This is a genomic window from Rhodococcus sp. NPDC003322 (assembly GCF_053589555.1).
In genome coordinates, this window is sequence record NZ_JBSFSC010000004.1 from 462236 (window position 1) to 484088 (window position 21853).

Here is a 21853-nt window from a genome sequence, read left to right on the forward strand (position 1 = left end):
CATGAACCGGCCGCCCACGCAGCGGCGGTGGGTCCTGCACCTGGACATGGATGCGTTCTTCGCATCCGTGGAGCAGCTGACCCGCCCGACGCTGCGTGGGCGGCCGGTCCTCGTCGGCGGCCTCGGAGGTCGCGGCGTCGTTGCCGGCGCCAGCTACGAGGCTCGCGCGTACGGCGCGCGGTCGGCCATGCCCATGCACCAGGCGCGGCGGCTCGTCGGGGTCGGGGCGGTGGTCCTGCCCCCGCGCGGGGCGCTGTACTCCGCGGTCAGCGCGACCGTGTTCGACACGCTGCGCACCCGGATGCCGGTGCTCGAGATGCTGTCGCTGGACGAGGCGTTCGGCGAGCCACCGGAACTCGTCGGTGCCGACGCGGGCGAGGTGCGGGAGTTCGCGGAGGGCCTACGGGCGCTGATCCGGGAGAACACGGGCCTGGTCGCGTCGATCGGCGCCGGATCGGGCAAGCAGATCGCGAAGATCGCGTCCGGACTCGCGAAACCGGACGGTGTGCGGGTGGTCGCCGCCGACGAACAGCCCGCCCTGTTCGAGGCACTTCCGGTGCGCAAGCTGTGGGGAATCGGGCCGGTCGCGGAGTCGAAGCTGCGCAGGCTCGGCATCGAGACGATCGGTCAGTTCGCCGCGACGAGCGAAACCGAGGTCGTCACGCTGCTCGGCGCGACGGTCGGACCGGGCCTGCACCGGCTCGCGAAGGGCATCGACGACCGGCCGGTCGCCGAACGCGCGGACGCGAAACAGATCAGTGCCGAAACGACTTTCGCGACCGACCTGGTCACTCTCGACCAGCTGCGGGCGGCGGTCGAACAGACCGGAGGCCACGCCCACGGCAGGCTCCTGCGGGACGGCCGGGCCGCCCGGACGGTGGTGCTCAAACTCAAGAAGGCCGACATGACGATCGTGACCCGGTCGGCGACGCTGCCGTACGCCACCACCGACCGGCAGACGCTGATCGCGACCGCGCGCCGACAACTGATCGATCCGCGCGAACTCGGCGCGGTCCGCCTCGTCGGCGTCTCGCTCGGCGGGTTGACGACCGCCGCGCAGGGGTCGCTGTTCCCGGATCTCGACCACGGCGAGGGCGCCGCGGACGATGTGAATCCGGACACAGCCGCGATTCCGGATCCGGCGCGCACCACCCCGGTGGGTCCCGTGTCGCGGTGGCGGCCCGGGCAGGACGTGCGGCACGTCGACCACGGTCACGGCTGGGTACAGGGCTGCGGGCACGGGGTGGTGACGGTCCGGTTCGAGACCCGGTCCACCGGTCCGGGGCCGGCGCGCACGTTCCCGGAGGGTGACGAGGCTCTCGAGGCCGCGGATCCGGCGGACAGTCTTCGTTAAGGAACCCCTTATTTTTCCCGTGTTAACTAAGGTGACACGTGCTCGCGCGACGGATCCGGCCGACGGACTCGTCCGGCGCGCACCAGGACGCACTGAATTGTGTTTGCCCGGGAAATGTTCCACCAACGACGTAAGGACACGCATTGATGCTCCGTAAGACTCTCGTGGCCGGTGTCGCGGTTGCGGCCGCCCTGACCCTCGGCGCCTGCAGCTCGGACGGTGACACCACCGACTCGACCACCACCAAGAAGGCGACGACCACCGCCGCGGCTGCCGCCACCATCGACTCCCCGCCGGCGCCGACGGCCGCCGAGCTGAACGCGATGCTGGTCAAGGGCCTCGACCCGGCCACCCCGGTCGAGGAGAAGGTCACCCTGGTGCAGGACGGCTCGTCCGATCCGGGTCTGTTCGACCAGGTCGCCGCCGCGGCGAAGCAGAACAACGCCACCGTCACCGTCGTGGACCCGATCCTCGACAACGGCGACGGCACGCTGACCGCCACCGTGAACCTCGACATCGGCGGCCAGGTCAACCCGGGCACCGCGACCTTCGTCGTGGAGAACGGCCAGTGGGTGCTGTCGAAGGAGTACGCCTGCAACATGATCAAGCTGGCGAACCTGACCTCCCCGGCCTGCGTCTGACGCACGGTCCTCGAATGCCGGCACCCCTCGTGGGTGCCGGCATTCGGCGTTCTCGGGCCCGGCGGCCGAGGGCGGCGCCTAGTCGGTCCCGGCGCGGAGCCGGTCGACGGCGGTGCGGGCGAGGCGGGTCAGGACCGCGGGCTCGATCGGCTGCTGTCCGGTCGCGGTGACCTGCACCACCGCACCGCCGACGACGGCGACGACGGTGTCGGAGGTCATGGTGAATCCCTCGCTGCTGGTTTCCAGGCGCACCGCGACGGAGGCGTCCCCGACGGTGGGCTGGTCGAGCCCGCCGAGCCGGTAGTGCACGGTGACTCCGTCGGCGTCGGTGCCGGAGTAGTCGGCGCACGAGGCGAACGTGCTCTGCACGGCGGTGAACGCCTGTGCCGCACCGGAATCGGGGTACGCGGCGGCATCGGTGTCGATGCTGGTGAAGTCGGGGCCGGCGAACCGGGCGACGCCCTGGGCGGCGGCGCCGGGCACCTGGTCGGCGATCGGGGCGAGCACCCCGGCGCACGCCTGCGGATCGGTGGAGGACCTGTCCGACTCCGAATCCGCGGCGGCCTCGGGCAGTCCCAGATCGGCGACCGGGTCGGGGAGCGCCGCGAATCCGGCCGGCAGGTCTGCGACCGTGAGCAGCGCGGCCGTCAGCCCCGCCTCGTCGACCGTCGTCGTCGCCGGTGCGGTGGGGGCCGCGACGGTGGTCACCGGAGGCAACACCGGGTCGGAGGAGTCCTCACCGCACGAGACCAGCGCCGGTGTGACCGCGAGTGCGGCCACCAGCCCCGCCACCCGCATTCGTCCGGCGGTCACTGCTGCGACCACCGGACGCTGTTGGTGGTCGCCTGCCGCAGCCGGGTGGTGCTGTTCGGGTCGGTGTAGGTCTGTTCGCCGCTGACGGTGACGGATCCGTCTACGGGCAGCGGCGCCCCGAGGCCCACGACGAGGGTGCCGGTGCCGGACATCGTGAACGTGTCGATGTTGAGGGTTCCGGTGTCGCCGGGCAGGTCCCAGACCGGGGACACGGGCGTCTGGGTGACCGAGACCTCGACGGTGAGCCGGTCACCGTCGCGCTCGCGCAGCGTTGCGGTGGTGACCTGGTTCAGGGTCATCCCGCTCATCACCTGTTGCTGCATCGTCCACACCGCGCCGACTCCGATCTCGGCGTCGGGGAATGCGACACCGCGGTACACGGCCTGGTAGAACGCCTGCTCGATGGCGGACCGGGCGATGTCGCGGGAATCGGGGGCCGGCGTGATCCGGAGGGCGGTGACGGCCCCGGACGGCTGGACGGTCAGTCCGGCCTTGGATCCGTCGGAGGACGCCAACGCGTCCTGCAGTCGTGGGTCGGGCGAGCGCATCGCTCCCAGGGTCAGGTCGACGGTCAGCGCCGGATCGGCCGGGCCGGTGACCACCGCGGTCAGCGGCATCGACACCTCCGGGGTGGACAGGTCCTGCTGGGGCTGGTCACCGATCTGCTGGTAGATCTCCGAGCGCGTCGTCATCACGACCTGCTGGGCGACGCCCGCACCGGGGTGGAGCACTATCCGCTCACGCGGCTCCGCGCCCGGGTCGATGACGGTGGTGGTGATCGCGGAGATCGGAACCGTGGTCTCCTTCGCGGTATCGGTGGCGGCGGGTGCGGGCCCGTCGTTGTTGCTGCAGGCGGCGGCGAGGGCGACCGCGGCGAGGGCGGCGGTGACCCGCCCGGCCCGATTCGAGAACACTGACACCCGTCCAGGTTAGCCACGCCGCAGGTGTGCGGGCCCGCAGCGGACGGTGCCTGCAGCCCCGGCCCGCCCCGTGAGGGATGATGGCGGGGTGAGTGATGCGGAGAAAGGGGTGAACCCCACGCCTGAAAGTGCTGCGGCACCGCCCGTGGAGGAATCGGGATCGGACGCCGGACGGCATCCCCTGCGGATGCGGATGCTGGTCGTGATCGCCGCGGTGGTTCTCGTGCTGGACCTGGTCACCAAGATCGCGGCCGTGCGTTTCATCGAGCCGGGGAATCCGATCCACATCATCGGTGACGTGGTCACCCTGAAGCTGATCCGCAACCCCGGTGCGGCCTTCTCGATGGCGACCGGGATGACGTGGCTGCTGACCCTGGTCGCGATCGCCGTCGTCGTTGCCGTGATCAAGATCGGTCGCACCCTGCGGTCGCCGTGGTGGGCGCTCGGCCTGGGCCTGGTGCTCGGCGGTGCGCTCGGCAACCTGATCGACCGGATCTTCCGCGCACCCGGACCGTTGCAGGGCCACGTCGTCGACTTCGTGTCGGTCGGCTGGTGGCCGGTGTTCAACGTCGCCGACTCGGGGGTCGTGTGCGGCGCGATCCTGCTCGTCCTGCTGACGCTGTTCGGGATCAACCCGGACGGCACCCGCGGCCAGGCCGACGAACCCACCGATGCCACCACCGCCACCGACGAGCCCAGCGAGAAGGAGTCCTGATGCGCGAGACGCGTTCCATGCCCGTACCGGACGGCTTGGAGGGCATGCGGGTGGACGCGGGGCTGGCGCGGCTGCTCGGGTTGTCGCGCACCACGGTGGCGTCGCTGACGGACGAGGGGTCGGTGCTGGTCGACGGCAGCGCAGTCGGCAAGTCGGACCGGCTGCCGTCCGGTGCGTGGCTGGAGGTCACGCTGCCGGAGCCTGCCCGTCCGCTGACCGTCGAGGCGCAGCCCGTCGAGGGCATGGACATCCTGTACGCCGACGACGACGTCGTCGCCGTCGACAAGCCGGTCGGTGTCGCCGCGCACGCGAGTGTCGGCTGGACCGGCCCGACGGTCGTCGGGGGACTGGCCGCGGCCGGGTTCCGGATCTCCACCTCGGGAGCGCACGAACGACAGGGCATCGTGCACCGGCTCGACGTCGGCACCTCCGGTGTGATGGTCGTCGCGACATCGGAGCGGGCGTACACGGTCCTCAAGCGGGCGTTCAAGCAGCGCACCATCGACAAGCGGTACCACGCGCTGGTGCAGGGCCACCCGGATCCGTCGAGCGGCACCATCGACGCGCCGATCGGCAGGCACCGCAGCAACGACTGGAAGTTCGCGGTCACCGCGGACGGCAAGCCGTCGATCACCCACTACGACACCGTCGAGGCGTTCCAGGCGGCGAGCCTGCTCGACATCCACCTCGAGACCGGTCGCACCCACCAGATCCGGGTGCACTTCTCGGCGTTGCGGCACCCGTGCTGTGGTGACCTGACCTATGGCGCCGACCCGCGGCTCGCGGAACGGCTCGGTCTGGAACGGCAGTGGCTGCACGCGCGGTCGCTGGGGTTCGCCCATCCGGCGGACGGCCGGTGGGTCGAGATCACCAGTGAGTACCCGAAGGATCTGCAGCACGCCCTGGATGTCCTGCGGAGTGCGTGACCGGGTCGCCGCCGCGATCGCCGTGGCGTGCGCGCTCGTTCTCGCCGCGGTGGTGATCGCGCTCGGGGTGGCGAACCCGCCGGAGCCGGCGCCCATCACCACGGACCGGCTCGGTCCGGATTCGGGTGAACTCGTCGCCGACTATCTGACCCGCGCGGCGGCGACGCTGGAACCGGGCGCCGCCGACGTGCGGTGGGGGCTGGTCGGCTTCGACACCGAGGTGACCGCGGAGCAGGCCGGGACGCTGCTCGGGGACAACGTGATCACGCAACTGTGGTTCCGGGTCCCGATCGACCGCGTGCAGACGCCGATCGTCCCGGTCGGGGTCGCGGGCGCCGATTCGATCGCCCGCGCACCCGGATACGCGGCGGTGCAGTTGCACGGGACCACCGGTGAGTGGGACCGTCAGGGCCGGATCGATGCGGTGTCGGCCTCGAGGCTGGCCGGGAACTGTGCGTGTGTGGTTGCGGCGACGGTGCGCGCACCGCAGAGCGATCTCGCCGCGCTCGGCGCGGTCCCGGGCGTGCGGTCGGTGGAGGCGCTGCCGGAGGACGCCGTCTTCGGACGGTTCGCGGTCCGGCCGCTACTCCCCGAGCAGACGGTGACCGTGGTGCCGGGCCCCGACGACGGTGAGGTGCCGGAGCGATGAGCGAACCGGTCGCGGCAGCGACGAGCGAGGGCAGGGGCCCGCGCCGTGACCGTGTGCGCGGCCCGCGCGGTGACCGTGTGCGCGGCCCGCGCGGTGACCGTGAGGTCGGCATCGCGGCAGCCGTCGGCGCCTACGTCCTGTGGGGGATGTTCCCGATCTTCTTCGGTCTGCTCGCGCCAGCGGCGCCGGTGGAGATTCTCGCGCAGCGGATGCTCTGGACGCTGGTGGTGATGTTCGCGGTCGCCGCCGTGGTCGGGCGGTTGTCCCGGTTGCGCACCCTGACGCTGCGGTCGGCGCTGATGGTCGTGGCGGCCGCGGCGGCGATCTCGATCAACTGGGGCGTCTACATCTATGGGGTGACGTCCGGCCGGGTGGTCGAGGCGGCCCTCGGCTACTTCGTGAACCCGCTCGTCAGCGTGCTGCTTGGGATGCTCGTGCTGCGGGAGCGGATCAACCGCTGGCAGGCCGTCGCCCTCGGGTTCGGTGCGCTCGCCGTCGTGATCCTGACGATCGACTACGGCCGCCCACCGTGGATCGCGCTGGTGCTGGCCCTGAGTTTCGGGGCCTACGGCCTGATCAAGAAGACGATTCCACTCGATCCGGTGACCAGCCTGACGGCGGAGGGGATCGTGACCGCGCCGTTCGCGATCGGCTACCTGGTGTGGCTCACGGTGGCGGGCACGAGCACGTTCCTCGGGCACGGCGCCGGTCACACGGCGCTGTTGATCTCGGCGGGCGTGGTGACCGCGGTGCCGCTGCTGCTGTTCGGTGCGGCCGCCCAGCGGGTGCCGCTGGTGACGCTCGGCATCATCCAGTACCTGAACCCGGGCCTGCAGATGATGTGGGGTGTCGTGGTGCTGCACGAGGCCATGCCCGCATCCCGCTGGGCCGGTTTCGCGTTGATCTGGCTGGCCCTGGCGGTGTTCACCGCCGACGCGGTGCGTCGCGTGAGGCGCGGGCGACGGGAGGGGGAGCTGACCGACGCCGCCCGTGGGGTGGCAGCCGACTGACGTCGCCGCTGCCGGACGGAGGATCGGCCGTTGCCGCTTGCCGAACGCGGATCGGCTATCCGGCGGCCTTGCGCACGAGCGCACGCAGTCGCTGCTCGATCTCGTCGGTCACCTCGAGCACGGCGAACGCCGTCGGCCAGAACGAGCCGTCGTCGAGGAGCGCGTCCTCGTTGAAGCCGATCGAGCCGTAGCGGGTGTCGAACTTCGACGCCGGCTGGTAGAAGACGACGACCTTGCCGTCGCGCGCATAGGAGGGGAAGCCGTACCAGGTCTTCGGGTCGAGGTGCGGGGCCTCCTCGGTGACGACCGTGTGCAGGCGCTCGGCGATCTGCTTGTCGGCCCCGGTCAGCGCGGCGATCGCGTCCAGGCAGGCCTGGGCCTCGCGCTCCCTCTTCGCCGCGCCCTTTCCGTTGCGGCCCTGCGCGCGGAGTTCGGCGGCGCGCTGCTTCATCGCGTCGCGTTCGGCGGCAGTGAAGGTCGTCTCGTCGCCGGTGTTCGACGCCATGGGGTTCGTCCTTTCGCGGCTGGGGCGAGGCTGCGCGACCAATCATTGCACCGCCGAGGCATGCGTGCGTGGTCGATGCGAGCGCGTCGTGCGGTGTCGACGGGGTCCTGCAGGACCTCGTGTGCCGTGACGGTCCGACCGCTACCGGGTGTGCGCCGCGAGGAACGCGACGGTCTTCTCCAGTGCGGCCGCACCGGCGGCGGTGTCCAGGTCGAACTGGTACTCGTGTGCCAGCGGCGGCTCGTGGTCGTCGGGATAGAACACCTCGGTGACGTCGACGCCGAGGCGGGTCAGCGCCTCCGCCAGCGGGCGCGACTGGGTCGCGGTGAGCGGGTCGGCGTTGCCGCCACTGAGATAGGTGGGCGGAAAGTCCGCGGTGACGTGGCGGAGGGTGGACATCTGCGCCGCGGCGGGTGAGCCCGCGACGTCGCGGACGCCGGTGTACGCCCACAGGGAGTGGTCGGCGCCCCACCCGATCAGTCCGGAGCCCCCGGTCATCGCGGGCACGTCGTAGATTCCGCAGTTCAGCACCACCGCGCGCAGCCGGTCCGGCGTCAGGGCCGGCACCACGCCGATCTCGGCGGCGTAGCCGGGGTCGGTGACGGCCGCCGCGAGCTGGCTCGACAGCTGGGCGCCCGCCGAGTCGCCGGCCAGCACGATCCGGTCGGGGTCGATGTGCAGGTCTCGCGCGTTGGCGATCAGGTGTGCGTGCGCGTCGTTGAGCTGGTGCACCGCGGTGGGGTACGTCCGTTCCGGGCCGAGGGAGTAGCCGACGGAGACGACGGTGTATCCGCGGGCCGCGATCAGCCGGTGGTAGGTCGCATAGTCGCTCCGGTGGCCGGAGATCCACGCGCCGCCGTGGGTCCACACCACCGTGGGCAGCGCTCGGTCGGTGCCGACGGGGAAGTGGACGTCGAAGAGGGCGTCGGGGTCGTCGTGGCGGTACCGCATGCCGGTGACCGACTCGACCCCGGTCGGCTCGTGGACCGCCAGCGCGGCGTTGGCGTCCGTCGTCGCCCGGCCGAACACGCGGCGGATCAGCAGTGCGCCCGGGCGCGGGCTGAGGATGCACCGGGCCGTGATGCCGCCGGCCAGCCCGGCCAGACTCCACAGCAGGACCCGCCCGTGCCGGGTGGGTGTCGGGGCGAGGGATTCGAGGGTCACGGATACTCCAGGTTCGGGTGCGGATCGGGGTCCGGTGGGTATCGTCCGTCACGTCGGCCACCGGTCGCCGCAGGTGGCCCCGGCGTGCCGGGATGAGGCACCCGGCGTGCCGGGAAATCGTGTCCGCCCGACCGCCTACACTCGGTGCGTGGCTGACTCCTTCGTCCATCTTCACAATCACACCGAGTACTCGATGCTCGACGGCGCGGCGAAGGTCGGTCCGCTGTTCAAGGAGGCCCAGCGGCTGGGCATGACCGCGGTCGGGATGACGGACCACGGAAACATGTACGGAGCCAGCGAGTTCTACAACAAGGCGAAGGCGGCCGGGATCAAGCCGATCATCGGCATCGAGGCGTACATCGCCCCGGAGTCCCGGTTCAACACCAAGCGCGTGCTGTGGGGCGACCCGAGCCAGAAGTCCGACGACGTGTCCGGCTCCGGTTCGTACACCCACATGACGATGGTCGCGGAGAACGCGACCGGTCTGCGCAACCTGTTCAAGCTGTCGTCGCGCGCGTCGATCGAGGGGCAGCTCGGCAAGTGGGCCCGGATGGACGAGGAGATCATCGCCGAGCACCACGAGGGCATCATCGCGACCACCGGCTGCCCGTCGGGGGAGATCCAGACCCGGCTGCGGCTCGGCCACGACCGCGAGGCCCTCGAGGCGGCCGCGAAGTGGCAGGAGATCTGGGGCAAGGACAACTTCTTCCTCGAGCTGATGGACCACGGCCTGTCCATCGAGCGCCGGGTCCGTGAGGGCCTGCTGAACATCGGCAAGCAGCTCGGCATCCCGCCGCTGGCGACGAACGACTGCCATTACGTCACCAAGGAAGCGGCCGAGAACCACGAGGCGCTGCTGTGCATCCAGACCGGCAAGACGCTCTCGGATCCGACGCGGTTCAAGTTCGATGGTGACGGCTACTACCTCAAGTCCGCGGAGGAGATGCGGGCGATCTGGGACACCGAGGTGCCCGGCGCCTGCGACAGCAGCCTGCTGATCGCCGAGCGGGTGCAGCCGTACGACGACGTCTGGACGCACCGGGACCGGATGCCGATCTTCCCGGTGCCCGAGGGCCACACCCAGCAGTCGTTCCTGCATCACGAGGTGATGCGCGGCCTGCGCGAGACCCGGTTCCCGGGCCAGTCGGTGCCGGAGGACTACATTGCGCGCGCCGAGTACGAGATCAAGGTCATCAACGAGATGGGCTTCCCGGCCTACTTCCTGGTGGTCGGCGACCTGATCAACCACGCGAAGGACGTCGGCATCCGGGTCGGTCCGGGCCGTGGTTCGGCGGCCGGGTCGCTCGTCGCGTACGCGATGGGCATCACCAACATCGACCCGATCCCGCACGGCCTGCTGTTCGAGCGGTTCCTCAATCCCGAGCGCGTGTCCATGCCCGACATCGACATCGACTTCGATGATCGCCGTCGCGGCGAGATGGTTCGCTACGCCTCCGAGAAGTGGGGGACCGACAAGGTCGCTCAGGTCATCACGTTCGGCACCATCAAGACGAAGGCCGCCATCAAGGACTCCGCGCGGGTTCAGTTCGGCCAGCCCGGCTTCGCAATCGCCGACCAGATCACCAAGGCCCTGCCGCCGCCGATCATGGCCAAGGACATCTCGGTGTCGGGCATCACCGACCCCGAGCACGAGCGGTACAAGGAGGCCGTCGAGGTCCGTCAGCTGATCGACACCAACCCGGACGTCAAGAAGATCTACGACACGGCGCTCGGTCTGGAGGGTCTGATCCGCAACGCCGGCGTGCACGCCTGCGCGGTGATCATGTCCTGCGAGCCGCTCACCGACGCGATCCCGGTGTGGAAGCGCGCACAGGACGGCGCGATCATCACCGGCTGGGACTATCCGTCGTGCGAGGCCATCGGTCTGCTGAAGATGGACTTCCTGGGTCTGCGCAACCTGACGGTCCTCGGCGACGCGATCGAGAACCTCAAGGCCAACCGCGGCATCGACCTGGACCTCGACAAGCTGCCGCTGGACGACCCGGCGACCTACGAGCTTCTGGCCCGGGGCGACACCCTCGGCGTCTTCCAGCTCGACGGCACCGCGATGCGCAGCCTGCTCAAGCTGATGAAGCCCACCGGCTTCGAGGACATCGTCGCGGTGCTCGCGTTGTACCGGCCGGGCCCGATGGGTGTGAACGCGCACACCGACTACGCCAAGCGCAAGAACGGCCTGCAAGAGGTCAAGCCGATCCATCCGGAGCTCGAGGAACCCCTGAAGGACATCCTTGCCGAGACGTACGGCCTGATCGTCTACCAGGAGCAGATCATGCAGATCGCGCAGAAGGTCGCCGGGTACTCCCTCGGCCAGGCCGACCTGCTGCGACGCGCGATGGGCAAGAAGAAGAAGGAGATCCTCGACGAGGCGTACGACGGGTTCGCCGCGGGCATGAAGGAGAACGGCTTCTCCCAGGCGGCGATCACCGCGCTGTGGGACACCGTCCTCCCGTTCGCCGGCTACGCGTTCAACAAGTCGCATGCCGCGGGCTACGGCCTGGTGTCGTTCTGGACCGCGTACTTCAAGGCCAACTATCCGTCCGAGTACATGGCCGCGCTGCTGACCTCGGTCGGTGACGACAAGGACAAGTCGGCGATCTATCTGGCGGACTGCCGGTCGATGGGCATCACCGTGCTGCCGCCGGACGTCAACGAGTCGGTGGTGAACTTCGCTTCGGTCGGCGAGGACATCCGGTTCGGTATGGGCGCGGTCCGTAACGTCGGCGCCCACGTCGTGGAGTCGATCATCGCGGCCCGCACCGAGAAGGGGAAGTTCACCGACTTCTCCGACTACCTGAACAAGATCGACGCGCAGGCGTGCAGCAAGAAGGTCACCGAGTCGCTGGTCAAGTCCGGGGCGTTCGACTCGCTCGAGCATCCGCGCAAGGGCCTGTTCCTGGTGCACACCGACGCGATCGACGCGGTGATGGGCACCAAGAAGGCGGAGGCCGTCGGCCAGTTCGACCTGTTCGGCGGCGCCGACGCCGACGAGTCGATCGCGTCGGTGTTCAACGTGAAGGTGCCCGACGAGGAGTGGGACACCAAGCACAAGCTGGCCCTGGAACGCGAGATGCTCGGCTTGTACGTCTCCGGGCATCCGCTGGACGGGGTGGAGCACGTGATCACGGCGCAGACCGACACCCCGATCGCCGCGATCCTCGAGGGGCAGGCCGGCGACGGCGCGCAGGTCACCGTCGGCGGCATCCTCGCGTCGGTGACGCGCCGGATCAACAAGAACGGATTGACCTGGGCGGCAACCGAACTCGAAGGTGTCGGGGGCGCCTCGGTCGAGGTGATCTTCTTCCCGCAGGCCTACTCGGTGTACGGGATGGACATCGCCGAGGACTCGGTGGTGCTCGTCAAGGGCCGGGTCAACGTCCGCGACGAGCGGGTCTCGATCATCGCGAACGATCTTGCGGTGCCGGATCTCTCGGCGATCGGCGTGGCCAAGCCGCTCGCGGTGAGCCTGCCGACGCGACTGTGCACCCCGGACAAGGTGGGCGCGCTCAAGCAGGTGCTCACCCGGCATCCGGGTACCTCGGACGTGCACCTGCGCCTGGTCAGTGGGTCTCGCATCACGATGCTCAAGCTCGACGACAGCCTGCGGGTGGAGCCGTCGTCGGCGCTGATGGGCGACCTCAAGGCGCTGCTGGGTCCGGGCTGCCTGAGCGGCTAGCCGGCATTCGCAGCTGCCTCACCGCATCATGCGATTGTGGTGCCAGGTCACGTCGTAGGCGCCGCCGTGGGAGATCACCACGGCGGCGACGATGACGTACACGATCAGGAACAGCAGCAGCAGCCCGCCGAACAGCCACAGCGAGATCTGGCCGAGGCGGCGGACCCGCTCGGAGGCGTCCCGCGCGCCGGCCGGATCGCCGCCCGCCCACAGCGGGTACACGTCGACGGCGTGCGTGAAGGCGGAGAAGGCGAGTGGCCAGAAGAAGATCAGTGCCGCGACCGCCCAGCCCGCGTTGCTCGGGGGTCTCGGCGGATAGGCGGGACCGCTGCCCGGCGACGGGGGAGCGGATTCCGGTGGGGGTGTGGCCGTCGGTTCGGTCGGAGTGGACATGACGACTCCTGGTGGTGTGTTCCCACCAACCACAGTACGACCGGTTCGCGCCGGTCTGCCCTGATTTCGCAGGTAGAGCAGGGAACGTGCCGGAGTTCGACGGCCGAAGCCGGGGCAGTTCTTGCTTCTTCGGCAACGTCGGTTGTCCGACCGGCCGGTCTCGCTGCACAGTGGCGAGCATGACCACTGAGGCAGCCGAATGGGACGCGCGCTACGGCGAGAACGACCGCGTGTGGAGCGGGGAGCCGAACGGCACCCTCGTACGCGAAACGGCCGATGAGTCACCAGGACGCGCGCTCGATGTCGGTTGCGGCGAAGGCGCCGACGCGGTGTGGCTGGCCCGCCGGGGGTGGACGGTCACGGCACTGGACGTCTCACGGGTCGCACTCGACCGAGCCGCGGCCCACGCGGCAGCGGAGGGTGTGGACATCACCTGGGTGTCGGCCAGACTCCTGGATGCCGACCTGCCCGCGGGGAGTTTCGACCTGGTCTCTGCGCAGTACCCGGCGTTGCGCACCACACCCGACGGTGCCGCGGAACGGGCGCTGATCGCCGCGGTCGCGCCCGGCGGCACGCTGCTCGTCGTTCACCACGACCTGCGGGACGAGGCGGAGGCTCGCGAACACGGCTTCGACCCGGACGAGTGGGTCAAGCCCGGTGACGTCGCCGCGCGACTCGACGACAGCTGGAGTGTCGTCGTGAGCGAGATTCGTGAACGTTCGGTCAACGGCGGCGCGGGCGCGCATCACACCCACGATGTCGTTCTTCGCGCACATCGACTGCCGGACGACGCGGGGTAGCGCTGGGGTGCCGTCGACCGGCGGGGGTCAGCGGTTGGCGGTGTTCCACTGGATACGACGCGCCCACCACACGACGACGGTCGCGCCGGCGGCGACCAGGACGGCCGGCTGCAGGTTCTGCGCGACGATCAGCACGGTCAGGAAGACAAGCAGGCCCGCGACGAGGGCTTCGAGCTTGTACAGCGGCCACGCGGTCCCGGCGATGTCGATCGTGTCGCGGGAGTGCGACGTGTGGGGGTAACCGGCGGTGGACATGAGTTCAGGCTACCGGCGTGCAAGGTTTCGGTCCACCGAACAATTGTCTTGGAATGTGTGATGCGGGTCTCGGGCTGCGGCTGCGGCCGCCGCGGTGTTGACTGGTCGCATGCCATTGACCGGAGAATACGAACCCAGCCCCAGCAAGTGGGCCGCCGACCAGGCGGACCTGTACGAGAGCTCGGGCGGCACCGAGGGCACCACACTGAACGGCCGTGCCGTGGTGGTGCTGACCACTCGCGGCGCCAAGACCGGCAAACTGCGCAAGACGCCGCTGATGCGGGTCGAAAAGGGCGGAAAGTACGCGATCGTCGCCTCGCTGGGCGGCGCGCCGAAGAACCCGGTCTGGTACCACAACGTGATCGCCGACCCGCACGTCGAACTTCAGGACGGCACGGTCAAGCAGGACATGATCGCCCGCGAGGTCACCGGCGACGAGAAGGCGCAGTGGTGGGAGCTGGCCGTCGCCGCGTTCCCGGACTACGCGGAGTACCAGACCAAGACCGACCGGCAGATCCCGGTCTTCGTCCTGACGCCGCAGTAGTTCCCAGCCAGTTCCGGCTCGGCCGAACGGAGGTCGCCATGGCGCCCGGTACCGTCGCGGACCAACTCGTGGGGCAGCTCGTCGCCGCGGGTGTGAGCCGGATCTACGGCATCGTCGGCGACAGCCTCAACCCGATCGTCGACGCCGTCCGCCGCTCCGGGGGTGCGGCGGCGGGCGGCATCGACTGGATCCATGTCCGGCACGAGGAGGCGGCGGCGTTCGCGGCGTCCGCCGACGCGCAGGTCACCGGGGAACTGGCGGTCTGCGCGGGCTCCTGCGGTCCCGGCAACCTGCACCTGATCAACGGCCTCTACGACGCGAACCGGTCGGGGGCGCCCGTGCTCGCGATCGCCTCGCACATCCCGAGCGTGCAGATCGGCACCGGGTACTTCCAGGAGACCCATCCGGACCGGTTGTTCGTCGAGTGCTCGGTCTACACGGAACTGATCGGCGCGCCGGCGCAGGCGCCGCGGGTGGTGCACACCGCGATGCAGCACGCCCTCGCCGGGCCCGGCGTCGCGGTGATCACCCTGCCCGGTGACGTCGCGGACCGGCCCGCGGAGGGCGCGCCGCCCGCCCTGATCCGGACCCGGCCGCCGTCGATCGTCCCGGCCGCCGAGGACGTCGCCGCGCTCGCGGACGCGGTCAACGACGCGGAGCGGGTCGCGATCTTCGCCGGTGCCGGGGTGCGCGGCGCCCGGGACGAGGTCCTCGCCCTCGCCGAGCAGGTCGGTGCGCCGATCGGGCACACCCTGCGCGGCAAGGAATGGATCCAGTACGACAACCCGTACGACGTCGGAATGACCGGCCTCCTCGGGTACGGCGCCGCCCACGACGGAATGCACGACGCCGACCTGCTGCTGCTCGTCGGCACCGACTTCCCGTACGACCAGTTCCTGCCCGAGGGCGTCCGTACCGCGCAGATCGACTGCGACGCGGCCAAACTCGGCCGGCGCACCGGACTGGACCTGGCGGTGCACGGCGACACGCTCAGCACGCTGCGGGCGCTGACGCCGCTGGTTCGACGCAAACCCGACCGGGGCTTCCTCGAATCGCAGTTGACGCGGCACCGGACGCTGATGGACAAGGTCGTCGGCGCCTACACCGGAGACATCAGGCAGCGCACGCCGATTCACCCCGAGTACGCGGCGTCGGTCCTCGACGACCTGGCCGCGCCGGACGCGGTCCTCACCGCGGACACCGGGATGTGCAACGTGTGGACCGCCCGCTATCTGAGCCCGAACGGGTCGCGCCGGTTCCTGTCCTCCGCGTTGCACGGGTCGATGGCCAACGCGCTGCCACACGCGATCGGCGCGCAGGTCGCATGCCCGGGCCGGCAGGTGATCTCGGTGTCCGGCGACGGCGGGTTGTCGATGCTGCTGGGGGAGCTGATCACCCTCGCGGCGACGCGGCAGCCGGTCAAGGTGGTGGTCTTCGACAACTCGACCCTCGGGATGGTGAAGCTCGAGATGCTCGTCGACGGGCTCCCGGACTTCGGCGTCGACGTCCCGGGCGTCGACTACGCCGCGGTCGCCGCCGCACTCGGCATCTTCTCGCGACGTGTGGAGGACCCCGCCGACGTGGAATCCGGGCTGCGTGCGGTCCTCGACCACGACGGCCCGGCGCTGCTCGACCTCGTCACCGACCCGATGGCGCTGTCCCTGCCGCCCTCGATCAGCGCCGGCCAGGTGAAGGGCTTCGCGTTGGCGATGTCGAAGATGGTGATGAACGGCGGTGTCGGCGAGGCGGTGAAGATGGCGAAGTCGAACCTGCGCAACATTCCGCGCCCGTCGCAGTTCGGCGCAGGCGGGTGACCGGACCGCAGGACGTGGGCCGACCGAACGCGGCCCAGTTGATCACCGACGGCCGTGAAGTGGCAGCATGGACGGGTGTCGAATACCCGGGAACTTGCTGACGTGAAGGCTGCGCCGCTGGATGCGCGCGAGATCGATGCCGCCGCGAAGCGAATTTCCGGCGTCGTCGAGGCGACCCCGCTGCAGTACTGCCCCCGGCTGTCGGTTGCCACCGGCGCCAGGGTGTACCTCAAGCGCGAGGACCTCCAGGTGGTGCGCTCGTTCAAGATCCGCGGCGCCTACAACCTGATCGTGCAGCTCAGCGACGAGGAGCGGGCCGCGGGTGTGGTGTGTGCCAGTGCGGGCAACCACGCGCAGGGCGTCGCGTTCGCCTGCCGCAGCATGGGGATCCAGGGCCGGATCTACGTGCCCGCCAACACGCCGCGGCAGAAGCGGGACCGCATCCTCGCGCACGGCGACGGCTTCGTCGAGCTGATCGCCACGGGGGAGACGTACGACGCGGCGGCCGAGGCGGCCGCCGACGACGCCCGCCGCACCGGCGCCACGATGGTGCCGCCGTTCGACGACCCGCGCACGGCGGCCGGACAGGGCACCATTGCCGCCGAGATCCTGGAGCAGTTGGGGGAGGAACCGGGCGCGGTGATCGTGCCCGTCGGCGGCGGCGGCCTGATCGCCGGCATCGCCACCTACCTGCACGAGCGTTCCCCGAGTACCGCGATCATCGGGGTCGAACCGAGCGGTGCGGCGTCGATGACGGCGGCGCTGGTGGCCGGCGCGCCCGTGACGTTGCCGGAGATCGACCCGTTCGTCGACGGGACGGCGGTGCGGCGCATCGGCGATCTGCCGTTCGAGGTGATGGCGGGTCTCGGCGTCGAGGTGGTCACGCACAGTTCGCTGCCGTTGGTGGCCCGGCCCAGCGCCGGGGCAGGCAATTTCACGATGACCCATTCCGACGAGGGTGCGGTGTGCACCGCACTTCTCGGGCTGTACCAGAACGAGGGCATCATCGCGGAGCCGTCGGGCGCATTGTCCGTCGCGGCGCTCGCCGACATGGAACTCGAGCCGGGTTCGACGGTCGTGTGCCTGATCTCGGGCGGCAACAACGATGTCTCCCGGTACGGCGAGATCCTCGAACGTTCCCTCGTGCACCTCGGTCTCAAGCACTACTTCCTGGTGAACTTCCCGCAGGAGCCGGGCGCGCTGCGGCGGTTCCTCGACGAGGTGCTCGGCCCGGACGACGACATCACCCTGTTCGAGTACGTCAAGCGCAACAACCGGGAGACGGGGGCGGCGCTGGTCGGTATCGAGCTCGGCTCGGCGGACGGCATCAGCGCGCTGCTCGAGCGGCTGGCGGCCTCGCCGATGAAGGTCGAGCAGCTCGAACCCGGCTCGCCCGCGTACCGCTACCTGACCTGATCCGTCCGTCCGGGACCCCCGGATCCGGACGTTGGGGCCACATGGGTGCGCTGTGGGTGATGACGCTGCGGCGGCCGGACGCGAGCTGAGCCGGATGCCCTGACCGTCGCAAGTGGGTGTCACGAGGCGGCGATCCGGCGCACACTTATAGGCGATGCGTGCAGAGTTTCGGTATCGGCTCCCGCAACAACGGTTGGTGTCCACCGAGTTGCCCGGGCCGAGGTCGCGTGCCCTGACGGCCCGCCGGGAAGCGGTGGTGGCAGCCGGGGTGGCTTCCTCGCTGCCGATCTACGCCGCCGACGCCGACGGTGGAGTCCTCGTCGACGTGGACGGTAACTCGCTGATCGACCTGGGTTCCGGGATCGCGGTCACCGGTGTGGGGGCCGCCGATCCCGGCGTGGCCCGCGCGGTCTCCGAGCAGGTCGGACACTTCACCCACACCTGCTTCATGGTCACCCCGTACGAGGGCTACGTCCGGGTCGCCGAGGAACTCGCCGACCTGACACCGGGCGGCCACGAGAAGCGGTCGGTGCTGTTCAACTCCGGTGCCGAGGCCGTCGAGAACGCCGTCAAGGTGGCGCGGTCGGCGACGGGCCGGACGGCGGTCGTCGCGTTCGACCACGCTTATCACGGGCGCACCAACCTCACGATGGCGCTGACGGCGAAGGCGATGCCGTACAAGTCGCACTTCGGGCCGTTCGCGCCCGAGATCTACCGCATGCCGATGTCCTATCCGTTCCGGGACGCGCCCGGTCTGACGGGTGAGCAGGCCGCGGAACGCGCGACCACCGCGATCGAGAAGCAGATCGGTGCGGACAGCGTGGCCGCGCTGGTGCTCGAACCGATTCAGGGTGAAGGTGGATTCATCGTTCCCGCACCGGGGTTCATGCCCGCGCTCGCGGCCTGGGCGCGCGAGAACGGGGTCGTCTTCGTGGCGGACGAGGTGCAGACCGGTTTCGCCCGTACCGGAACCTGGTTCGCCAGTGACCACGAGGGCGTGGTGCCCGACATCCTCACGATGGCCAAGGGCATCGCCGGTGGGCTGCCGCTGTCCGCGATCACCGGGCGCGCCGACCTGCTCGACGCCGTGCACCCCGGCGGACTCGGCGGCACCTACGGCGGGAATCCGGTGGCCTGCGCGGCGGCGCTGGCCTCGATCGACACGATGCGCCGCCTCGACCTCCCCGCGCGGGCCCGCCAGATCGAGGACCTCGTGTTGCCGCGATTGCGGGCGCTCGCCGACAGCGTCCCCGCGGTCGGGGACGTGCGCGGCAGGGGCGCCATGCTCGGACTCGAGTTGGTCTCCCCGGGCACGAAGGACCCCGATCCCGCCCTGACGAGGGCGGTGGCCGCCGCGGCCTTCGCGCAGGGCGTCATCACCCTGACCTGCGGAACGTACGGCAACGTGATTCGGTTGCTGCCGCCGCTCGTGATCGGCGACGACCTTCTTCTCGACGGAGTGGACGTGCTCGTGTCCGCGATCCGCGGCCTCGCCGGAGGTGCCGGTGGCTGATCCGCCGATAGGGTTGGGGCGCGTCCCGTCGAGCGAGCCGGCTCCGTCGTGCACCGGCCCTGTACGCAAAGGAACACCATGAACAACTTCGATGAACTCCTCGCCGCGGTGCCCACCGGACTGTGGATCGACGGCAAGCCGTGTGACGCGTCCGGGGGCGGCACGTTCGCGGTGCACAACCCGGCGACCGGCGAGGTACTCGCCGAGGTCGCCGATGCGACCGCGGAGGACGCGCTGCGGGCACTCGACTCGGCGTCTCGCGTGCAGGGGGAGTGGGCGGCGACGGCGCCGCGGCAGCGCGCCGAGATCCTGCGCGCTGCATGGCAACTCGTCACCGACCGGGTGGAGGACTTCGCGCTGCTGATGACCCTGGAGATGGGCAAGGCGCTCGCGGAGAGCCGCGGCGAGGTGGCCTACGGCTCGGAGTTCCTTCGCTGGTTCAGCGAGGAGGCCCCGCGCATCCAGGGCCGGTACACCACCGCCCCGTCCGGCAACGGCCGGATCCTGGTGACGAAGTCGCCGGTCGGGCCGTGCCTGGCGATCACGCCGTGGAACTTCCCGCTCGCGATGGGAACCCGGAAGATCGGACCCGCACTCGCCGCCGGCTGCACGATGATCGTCAAGCCCGCCGAGGCCACCCCGTTGTCGATGTTGCTGCTGGCGCAGGTGTTCGCCGACGCCGGTCTGCCGGAGGGGGTGCTGTCGGTGGTGCCGACCTCCGACGCGGCGGCGGTCAGCGGTCCGCTGATGGCGGATCCGCGGCTGCGGAAGGTGACGTTCACCGGCTCGACCGCGGTCGGACGGAAGTTGATCGAACAGTCCGCGCCGCAGGTGTTGCGGGTGTCGATGGAACTCGGCGGCAACGCCCCGTTCGTCGTGTTCGACGACGCCGACCTCGACGCCGCGGTGGACGGCGCGATGGCCGCGAAGATGCGCAACGGGGGCGAGGCGTGCACGGCCGCGAACCGGCTGATCGTCGCAAACGCGGTCCGCGAGGAGTTCACCGCCAGGCTGACCGAACGGATCGCCGCCATGACCGTCGGACCCGGCTACGACGAGAAGAATCAGATCGGGCCGCTGATCACCGAGAAGCAGCGCAGCAGCGTCGCGGAACTGGTGGACGACGCGGTCGCGGCCGGTGCCCGCGTCCGCACCGGCGGTGGCCCAGTCGACGGTCCCGGCTGGTTCTACCAGCCGACGGTCCTCGACAACGTCCCCACCGATGCCCGGATCGTCGCGGAGGAAATCTTCGGCCCGGTCGCCGCGATCACCGGATTCGACACCGAGGAAGAGGCGATCGCCGCCGCGAATTCCACCGAATTCGGCTTGGCCGCCTACATTTACACGCAATCACTGGAACGTACGCTGCGGGTCGCCGACGCGCTCGAGTCCGGCATGGTCGGTGTGAACCGCGGCGTGATCTCCGACCCGGCCGCTCCCTTCGGCGGCGTCAAGCAGTCCGGCCTCGGCAGCGAGGGCGGCACCGAGGGGATCGAGGAGTACCTCGAGACCAAGTACGTCGCGCTGCCGTTGTGACACGGGTTGGGCCGCGGACGGGATGAACCGTCCGCGGCCCCGGGATGGTCAGTTGTTGATCGGGGTGAAGCCGCTACCCACGATGCCGCGCGGGTTGAGGTCGCCCAGGATGTTCTTCGCGGAGGTGTTGACCCACGGCGGGATGTCACCGGTGCTCGCGGCGACGATGCCGACCCACTTGCCGGTGCCCTTGAGCACCACCGGTCCGCCGGAATCCCCGCCGCTGAAGCCTGCTGCGGCGCGGATCATGCCGCGGCTCACATTTGTGATCATGCCGTTGCTGGGGGTTGTGATGACACCGGTTCCGAGGTCGGGGTCCCGGTCCGTCCTGGCTCCGTACAGTTCGACATAGTTGAACACGACGCCGGGCAGCGCCGGGGCGCCGCTCGAATCGGTGTAGATGGAATTGACCTTGAACGGCTTGCCGCTGCCTGCCGTGCTCGTGACCGGCTGACGGGTCTTGTTCAGGACCTGGCTGGACAATTGCACCTCAGGTGCGAACTCGATCACCATGTAGTCGGTGCGGCTGTCCAGATCTGTCACCCGGGCCTCCGGATCCTCGGGGCAGGGTTGCAGGAACCCGTCGAGTTCCTGATCCGCGGGAGCCCTCCCGTCGTCAACCCAGTCGCACACGTCCCCGTCGACCCAGCGAACCCATCCAATGGGGTTCACAACGGGCTTGGGCCTGCCCGCCTTCACCTCCTGGTCCGCCCACTTGGCGGTGTCGCGGTCGTACACGGGGTAGTCGTTGTCGGCAAGGACGGTGCCGCGAGCCGGGCCGGTGTACTTGATCGATCGCACGACATCACCACCCGGGGTGCTGAACGTCCTCGTCGTACCCGCCTTCCAACTTGCGGGCGGGCTGCAGTGGCCTGCGGTGATCCCGATCTTGCGTCCGGCGGAGTCGGTTCCGACGACTCCCATGGTGCAGTACTTGCTCACGTATGTGATGCCGTTGCCGTCCGCGCCCATGTCGCCGGTGAAGTCGATGAACATGCCTGGGTAGGCGGCCGGGGTACCCGCCGGGGGCGGGTACGCCGTCCAATCGTTGCCGTTGATGGCATCGATGAGGGCTGCGTTGGCAGTCGTCGCCGCGGCCGTGGCCGTCCCCACTGCGAGGGCGAGTGCGGTGAGGGTCCCGGCGAGCAGTCGGGTCGTGCGCTTCATTCAGTGTCCTGTCTGTGAACGAGC

General features: G+C 70.0%; 20 protein-coding genes. 13 read left to right on the forward strand and 7 right to left on the reverse strand.

All coding sequences use genetic code 11. From position 1 onward, the window contains the following. Position 1 precedes the first annotated feature (1 nt). Positions 2-1354 carry a DNA polymerase IV gene (locus tag ACWDUM_RS18470; protein ID WP_450114736.1) on the forward strand — a complete coding sequence of 451 codons (1353 nt, stop codon included), beginning with the start codon at positions 2-4 and terminating at the stop codon, positions 1352-1354. A gap of 143 nt (positions 1355-1497) precedes the next feature. Beyond that, positions 1498-1995, forward strand: a complete 498-nt coding sequence (locus tag ACWDUM_RS18475; protein ID WP_450114737.1) for a hypothetical protein — start codon at positions 1498-1500, stop codon at positions 1993-1995. A gap of 78 nt (positions 1996-2073) precedes the next feature. On the opposite strand, the gene ACWDUM_RS18480 is transcribed toward ACWDUM_RS18475, so the two are convergent. Next, entirely contained in the window at positions 2074-2808 is a 735-nt protein-coding gene (locus tag ACWDUM_RS18480; protein WP_450135041.1) for a sensor domain-containing protein, read from the reverse strand. Then, a complete protein-coding gene (locus ACWDUM_RS18485; protein ID WP_450135042.1) occupies positions 2805-3728 on the reverse strand; it encodes a hypothetical protein in 924 nt (307 codons plus the stop codon). The genes ACWDUM_RS18480 and ACWDUM_RS18485 overlap by 4 nt, the downstream gene beginning before the upstream one ends. A gap of 70 nt (positions 3729-3798) precedes the next feature. On the opposite strand from ACWDUM_RS18485, the gene lspA reads away from it, so the two are divergent. From lspA to rarD, 4 genes are read left to right on the forward strand one after another with little or no spacing between them, the layout of a single operon-like run. Further along, positions 3799-4443: a signal peptidase II gene (gene lspA, locus ACWDUM_RS18490; RefSeq protein ID WP_450135043.1), complete on the forward strand. Its 645-nt coding sequence runs from the start codon at positions 3799-3801 to the stop codon at positions 4441-4443. Next, complete coding sequence (locus ACWDUM_RS18495; RefSeq protein ID WP_450114741.1) at positions 4443-5369, forward strand: RluA family pseudouridine synthase; 927 nt, start codon at positions 4443-4445, stop codon at positions 5367-5369. Before lspA ends, ACWDUM_RS18495 begins: the two co-directional genes overlap by 1 nt. Further along, complete coding sequence (locus ACWDUM_RS18500) at positions 5350-6018, forward strand: hypothetical protein (RefSeq protein WP_450114742.1); 669 nt, start codon at positions 5350-5352, stop codon at positions 6016-6018. Before ACWDUM_RS18495 ends, ACWDUM_RS18500 begins: the two co-directional genes overlap by 20 nt. Next, on the forward strand, positions 6015-7028 hold the full coding sequence (gene rarD / locus ACWDUM_RS18505; RefSeq protein ID WP_450135044.1) for an EamA family transporter RarD: 1014 nt from the start codon (positions 6015-6017) through the stop codon (positions 7026-7028). Before ACWDUM_RS18500 ends, rarD begins: the two co-directional genes overlap by 4 nt. A gap of 55 nt (positions 7029-7083) precedes the next feature. Here the strand turns inward: rarD and ACWDUM_RS18510 are convergent, their stop codons facing one another. Together ACWDUM_RS18510 and ACWDUM_RS18515 are read right to left on the reverse strand one after the other, a co-directional pair. Beyond that, positions 7084-7533, reverse strand: coding sequence for an iron chaperone (locus ACWDUM_RS18510; protein ID WP_450135045.1), 450 nt, complete (start codon positions 7531-7533; stop codon positions 7084-7086). A 141-nt stretch (positions 7534-7674) separates the two neighbouring features. Continuing rightward, on the reverse strand, positions 7675-8697 hold the full coding sequence (locus ACWDUM_RS18515) for an alpha/beta hydrolase (protein WP_450114748.1): 1023 nt from the start codon (positions 8695-8697) through the stop codon (positions 7675-7677). A gap of 148 nt (positions 8698-8845) precedes the next feature. On the opposite strand from ACWDUM_RS18515, the gene dnaE reads away from it, so the two are divergent. Next, positions 8846-12391, forward strand: a complete 3546-nt coding sequence (gene dnaE / locus ACWDUM_RS18520; protein ID WP_450114749.1) for a DNA polymerase III subunit alpha — start codon at positions 8846-8848, stop codon at positions 12389-12391. A gap of 18 nt (positions 12392-12409) precedes the next feature. On the opposite strand, the gene ACWDUM_RS18525 is transcribed toward dnaE, so the two are convergent. Then, on the reverse strand, positions 12410-12784 hold the full coding sequence (locus ACWDUM_RS18525) for a CD225/dispanin family protein (RefSeq protein ID WP_450114750.1): 375 nt from the start codon (positions 12782-12784) through the stop codon (positions 12410-12412). A 179-nt stretch (positions 12785-12963) separates the two neighbouring features. On the opposite strand from ACWDUM_RS18525, the gene ACWDUM_RS18530 reads away from it, so the two are divergent. Then, entirely contained in the window at positions 12964-13584 is a 621-nt protein-coding gene (locus ACWDUM_RS18530; protein WP_450135046.1) for a class I SAM-dependent methyltransferase, read from the forward strand. A gap of 27 nt (positions 13585-13611) precedes the next feature. On the opposite strand, the gene ACWDUM_RS18535 is transcribed toward ACWDUM_RS18530, so the two are convergent. Further along, entirely contained in the window at positions 13612-13839 is a 228-nt protein-coding gene (locus tag ACWDUM_RS18535) for a hypothetical protein (RefSeq protein ID WP_450135047.1), read from the reverse strand. A gap of 109 nt (positions 13840-13948) precedes the next feature. On the opposite strand from ACWDUM_RS18535, the gene ACWDUM_RS18540 reads away from it, so the two are divergent. The 5 genes from ACWDUM_RS18540 to ACWDUM_RS18560 all read left to right on the forward strand — a co-directional run bounded on the left by ACWDUM_RS18540 (position 13949) and on the right by ACWDUM_RS18560 (position 20662). Then, on the forward strand, positions 13949-14383 hold the full coding sequence (locus ACWDUM_RS18540) for a nitroreductase family deazaflavin-dependent oxidoreductase (RefSeq protein WP_450135048.1): 435 nt from the start codon (positions 13949-13951) through the stop codon (positions 14381-14383). Between the two features lie 38 nt (positions 14384-14421). After that, positions 14422-16197, forward strand: a complete 1776-nt coding sequence (locus tag ACWDUM_RS18545; RefSeq protein ID WP_450135049.1) for a pyruvate dehydrogenase — start codon at positions 14422-14424, stop codon at positions 16195-16197. Between the two features lie 75 nt (positions 16198-16272). Then, a complete protein-coding gene (ilvA, locus tag ACWDUM_RS18550; protein ID WP_450135050.1) occupies positions 16273-17613 on the forward strand; it encodes a threonine ammonia-lyase IlvA in 1341 nt (446 codons plus the stop codon). A 154-nt stretch (positions 17614-17767) separates the two neighbouring features. Beyond that, positions 17768-19126, forward strand: coding sequence for a 4-aminobutyrate--2-oxoglutarate transaminase (gene gabT, locus ACWDUM_RS18555; RefSeq protein ID WP_450135051.1), 1359 nt, complete (start codon positions 17768-17770; stop codon positions 19124-19126). Between the two features lie 78 nt (positions 19127-19204). Then, positions 19205-20662, forward strand: coding sequence for an NAD-dependent succinate-semialdehyde dehydrogenase (locus tag ACWDUM_RS18560; RefSeq protein WP_450135052.1), 1458 nt, complete (start codon positions 19205-19207; stop codon positions 20660-20662). A gap of 48 nt (positions 20663-20710) precedes the next feature. Here the strand turns inward: ACWDUM_RS18560 and ACWDUM_RS18565 are convergent, their stop codons facing one another. After that, positions 20711-21829 (reverse strand): hypothetical protein, encoded by a 1119-nt coding sequence (locus tag ACWDUM_RS18565; protein WP_450135053.1) that lies wholly within the window; start codon positions 21827-21829, stop codon positions 20711-20713. Positions 21830-21853: the final 24 nt, after the last annotated feature.

Excerpts from the sequence above, each read along its gene's own strand:
- rarD (WP_450135044.1), top strand. The coding sequence starts at position 6,015 with ATGAGCGAACCGGTCGCGGCAGCGACGAGCGAGGGCAGGGGCCCGCGC.
- ACWDUM_RS18565 (WP_450135053.1), bottom strand. The coding sequence starts at position 21,829 with ATGAAGCGCACGACCCGACTGCTCGCCGGGACCCTCACCGCACTCGCC.
- ACWDUM_RS18470 (WP_450114736.1), top strand. The coding sequence starts at position 2 with ATGAACCGGCCGCCCACGCAGCGGCGGTGGGTCCTGCACCTGGACATG.
- gabT (WP_450135051.1), top strand. The coding sequence starts at position 17,768 with ATGCGTGCAGAGTTTCGGTATCGGCTCCCGCAACAACGGTTGGTGTCC.
- ACWDUM_RS18540 (WP_450135048.1), top strand. The coding sequence starts at position 13,949 with ATGCCATTGACCGGAGAATACGAACCCAGCCCCAGCAAGTGGGCCGCC.
- ACWDUM_RS18495 (WP_450114741.1), top strand. The coding sequence starts at position 4,443 with ATGCGCGAGACGCGTTCCATGCCCGTACCGGACGGCTTGGAGGGCATG.
- ACWDUM_RS18545 (WP_450135049.1), top strand. The coding sequence starts at position 14,422 with ATGGCGCCCGGTACCGTCGCGGACCAACTCGTGGGGCAGCTCGTCGCC.
- ACWDUM_RS18535 (WP_450135047.1), bottom strand. The coding sequence starts at position 13,839 with ATGTCCACCGCCGGTTACCCCCACACGTCGCACTCCCGCGACACGATC.
- ACWDUM_RS18525 (WP_450114750.1), bottom strand. The coding sequence starts at position 12,784 with ATGTCCACTCCGACCGAACCGACGGCCACACCCCCACCGGAATCCGCT.
- ACWDUM_RS18530 (WP_450135046.1), top strand. The coding sequence starts at position 12,964 with ATGACCACTGAGGCAGCCGAATGGGACGCGCGCTACGGCGAGAACGAC.
- ACWDUM_RS18510 (WP_450135045.1), bottom strand. The coding sequence starts at position 7,533 with ATGGCGTCGAACACCGGCGACGAGACGACCTTCACTGCCGCCGAACGC.
- ACWDUM_RS18560 (WP_450135052.1), top strand. The coding sequence starts at position 19,205 with ATGAACAACTTCGATGAACTCCTCGCCGCGGTGCCCACCGGACTGTGG.
- ACWDUM_RS18500 (WP_450114742.1), top strand. The coding sequence starts at position 5,350 with ATGTCCTGCGGAGTGCGTGACCGGGTCGCCGCCGCGATCGCCGTGGCG.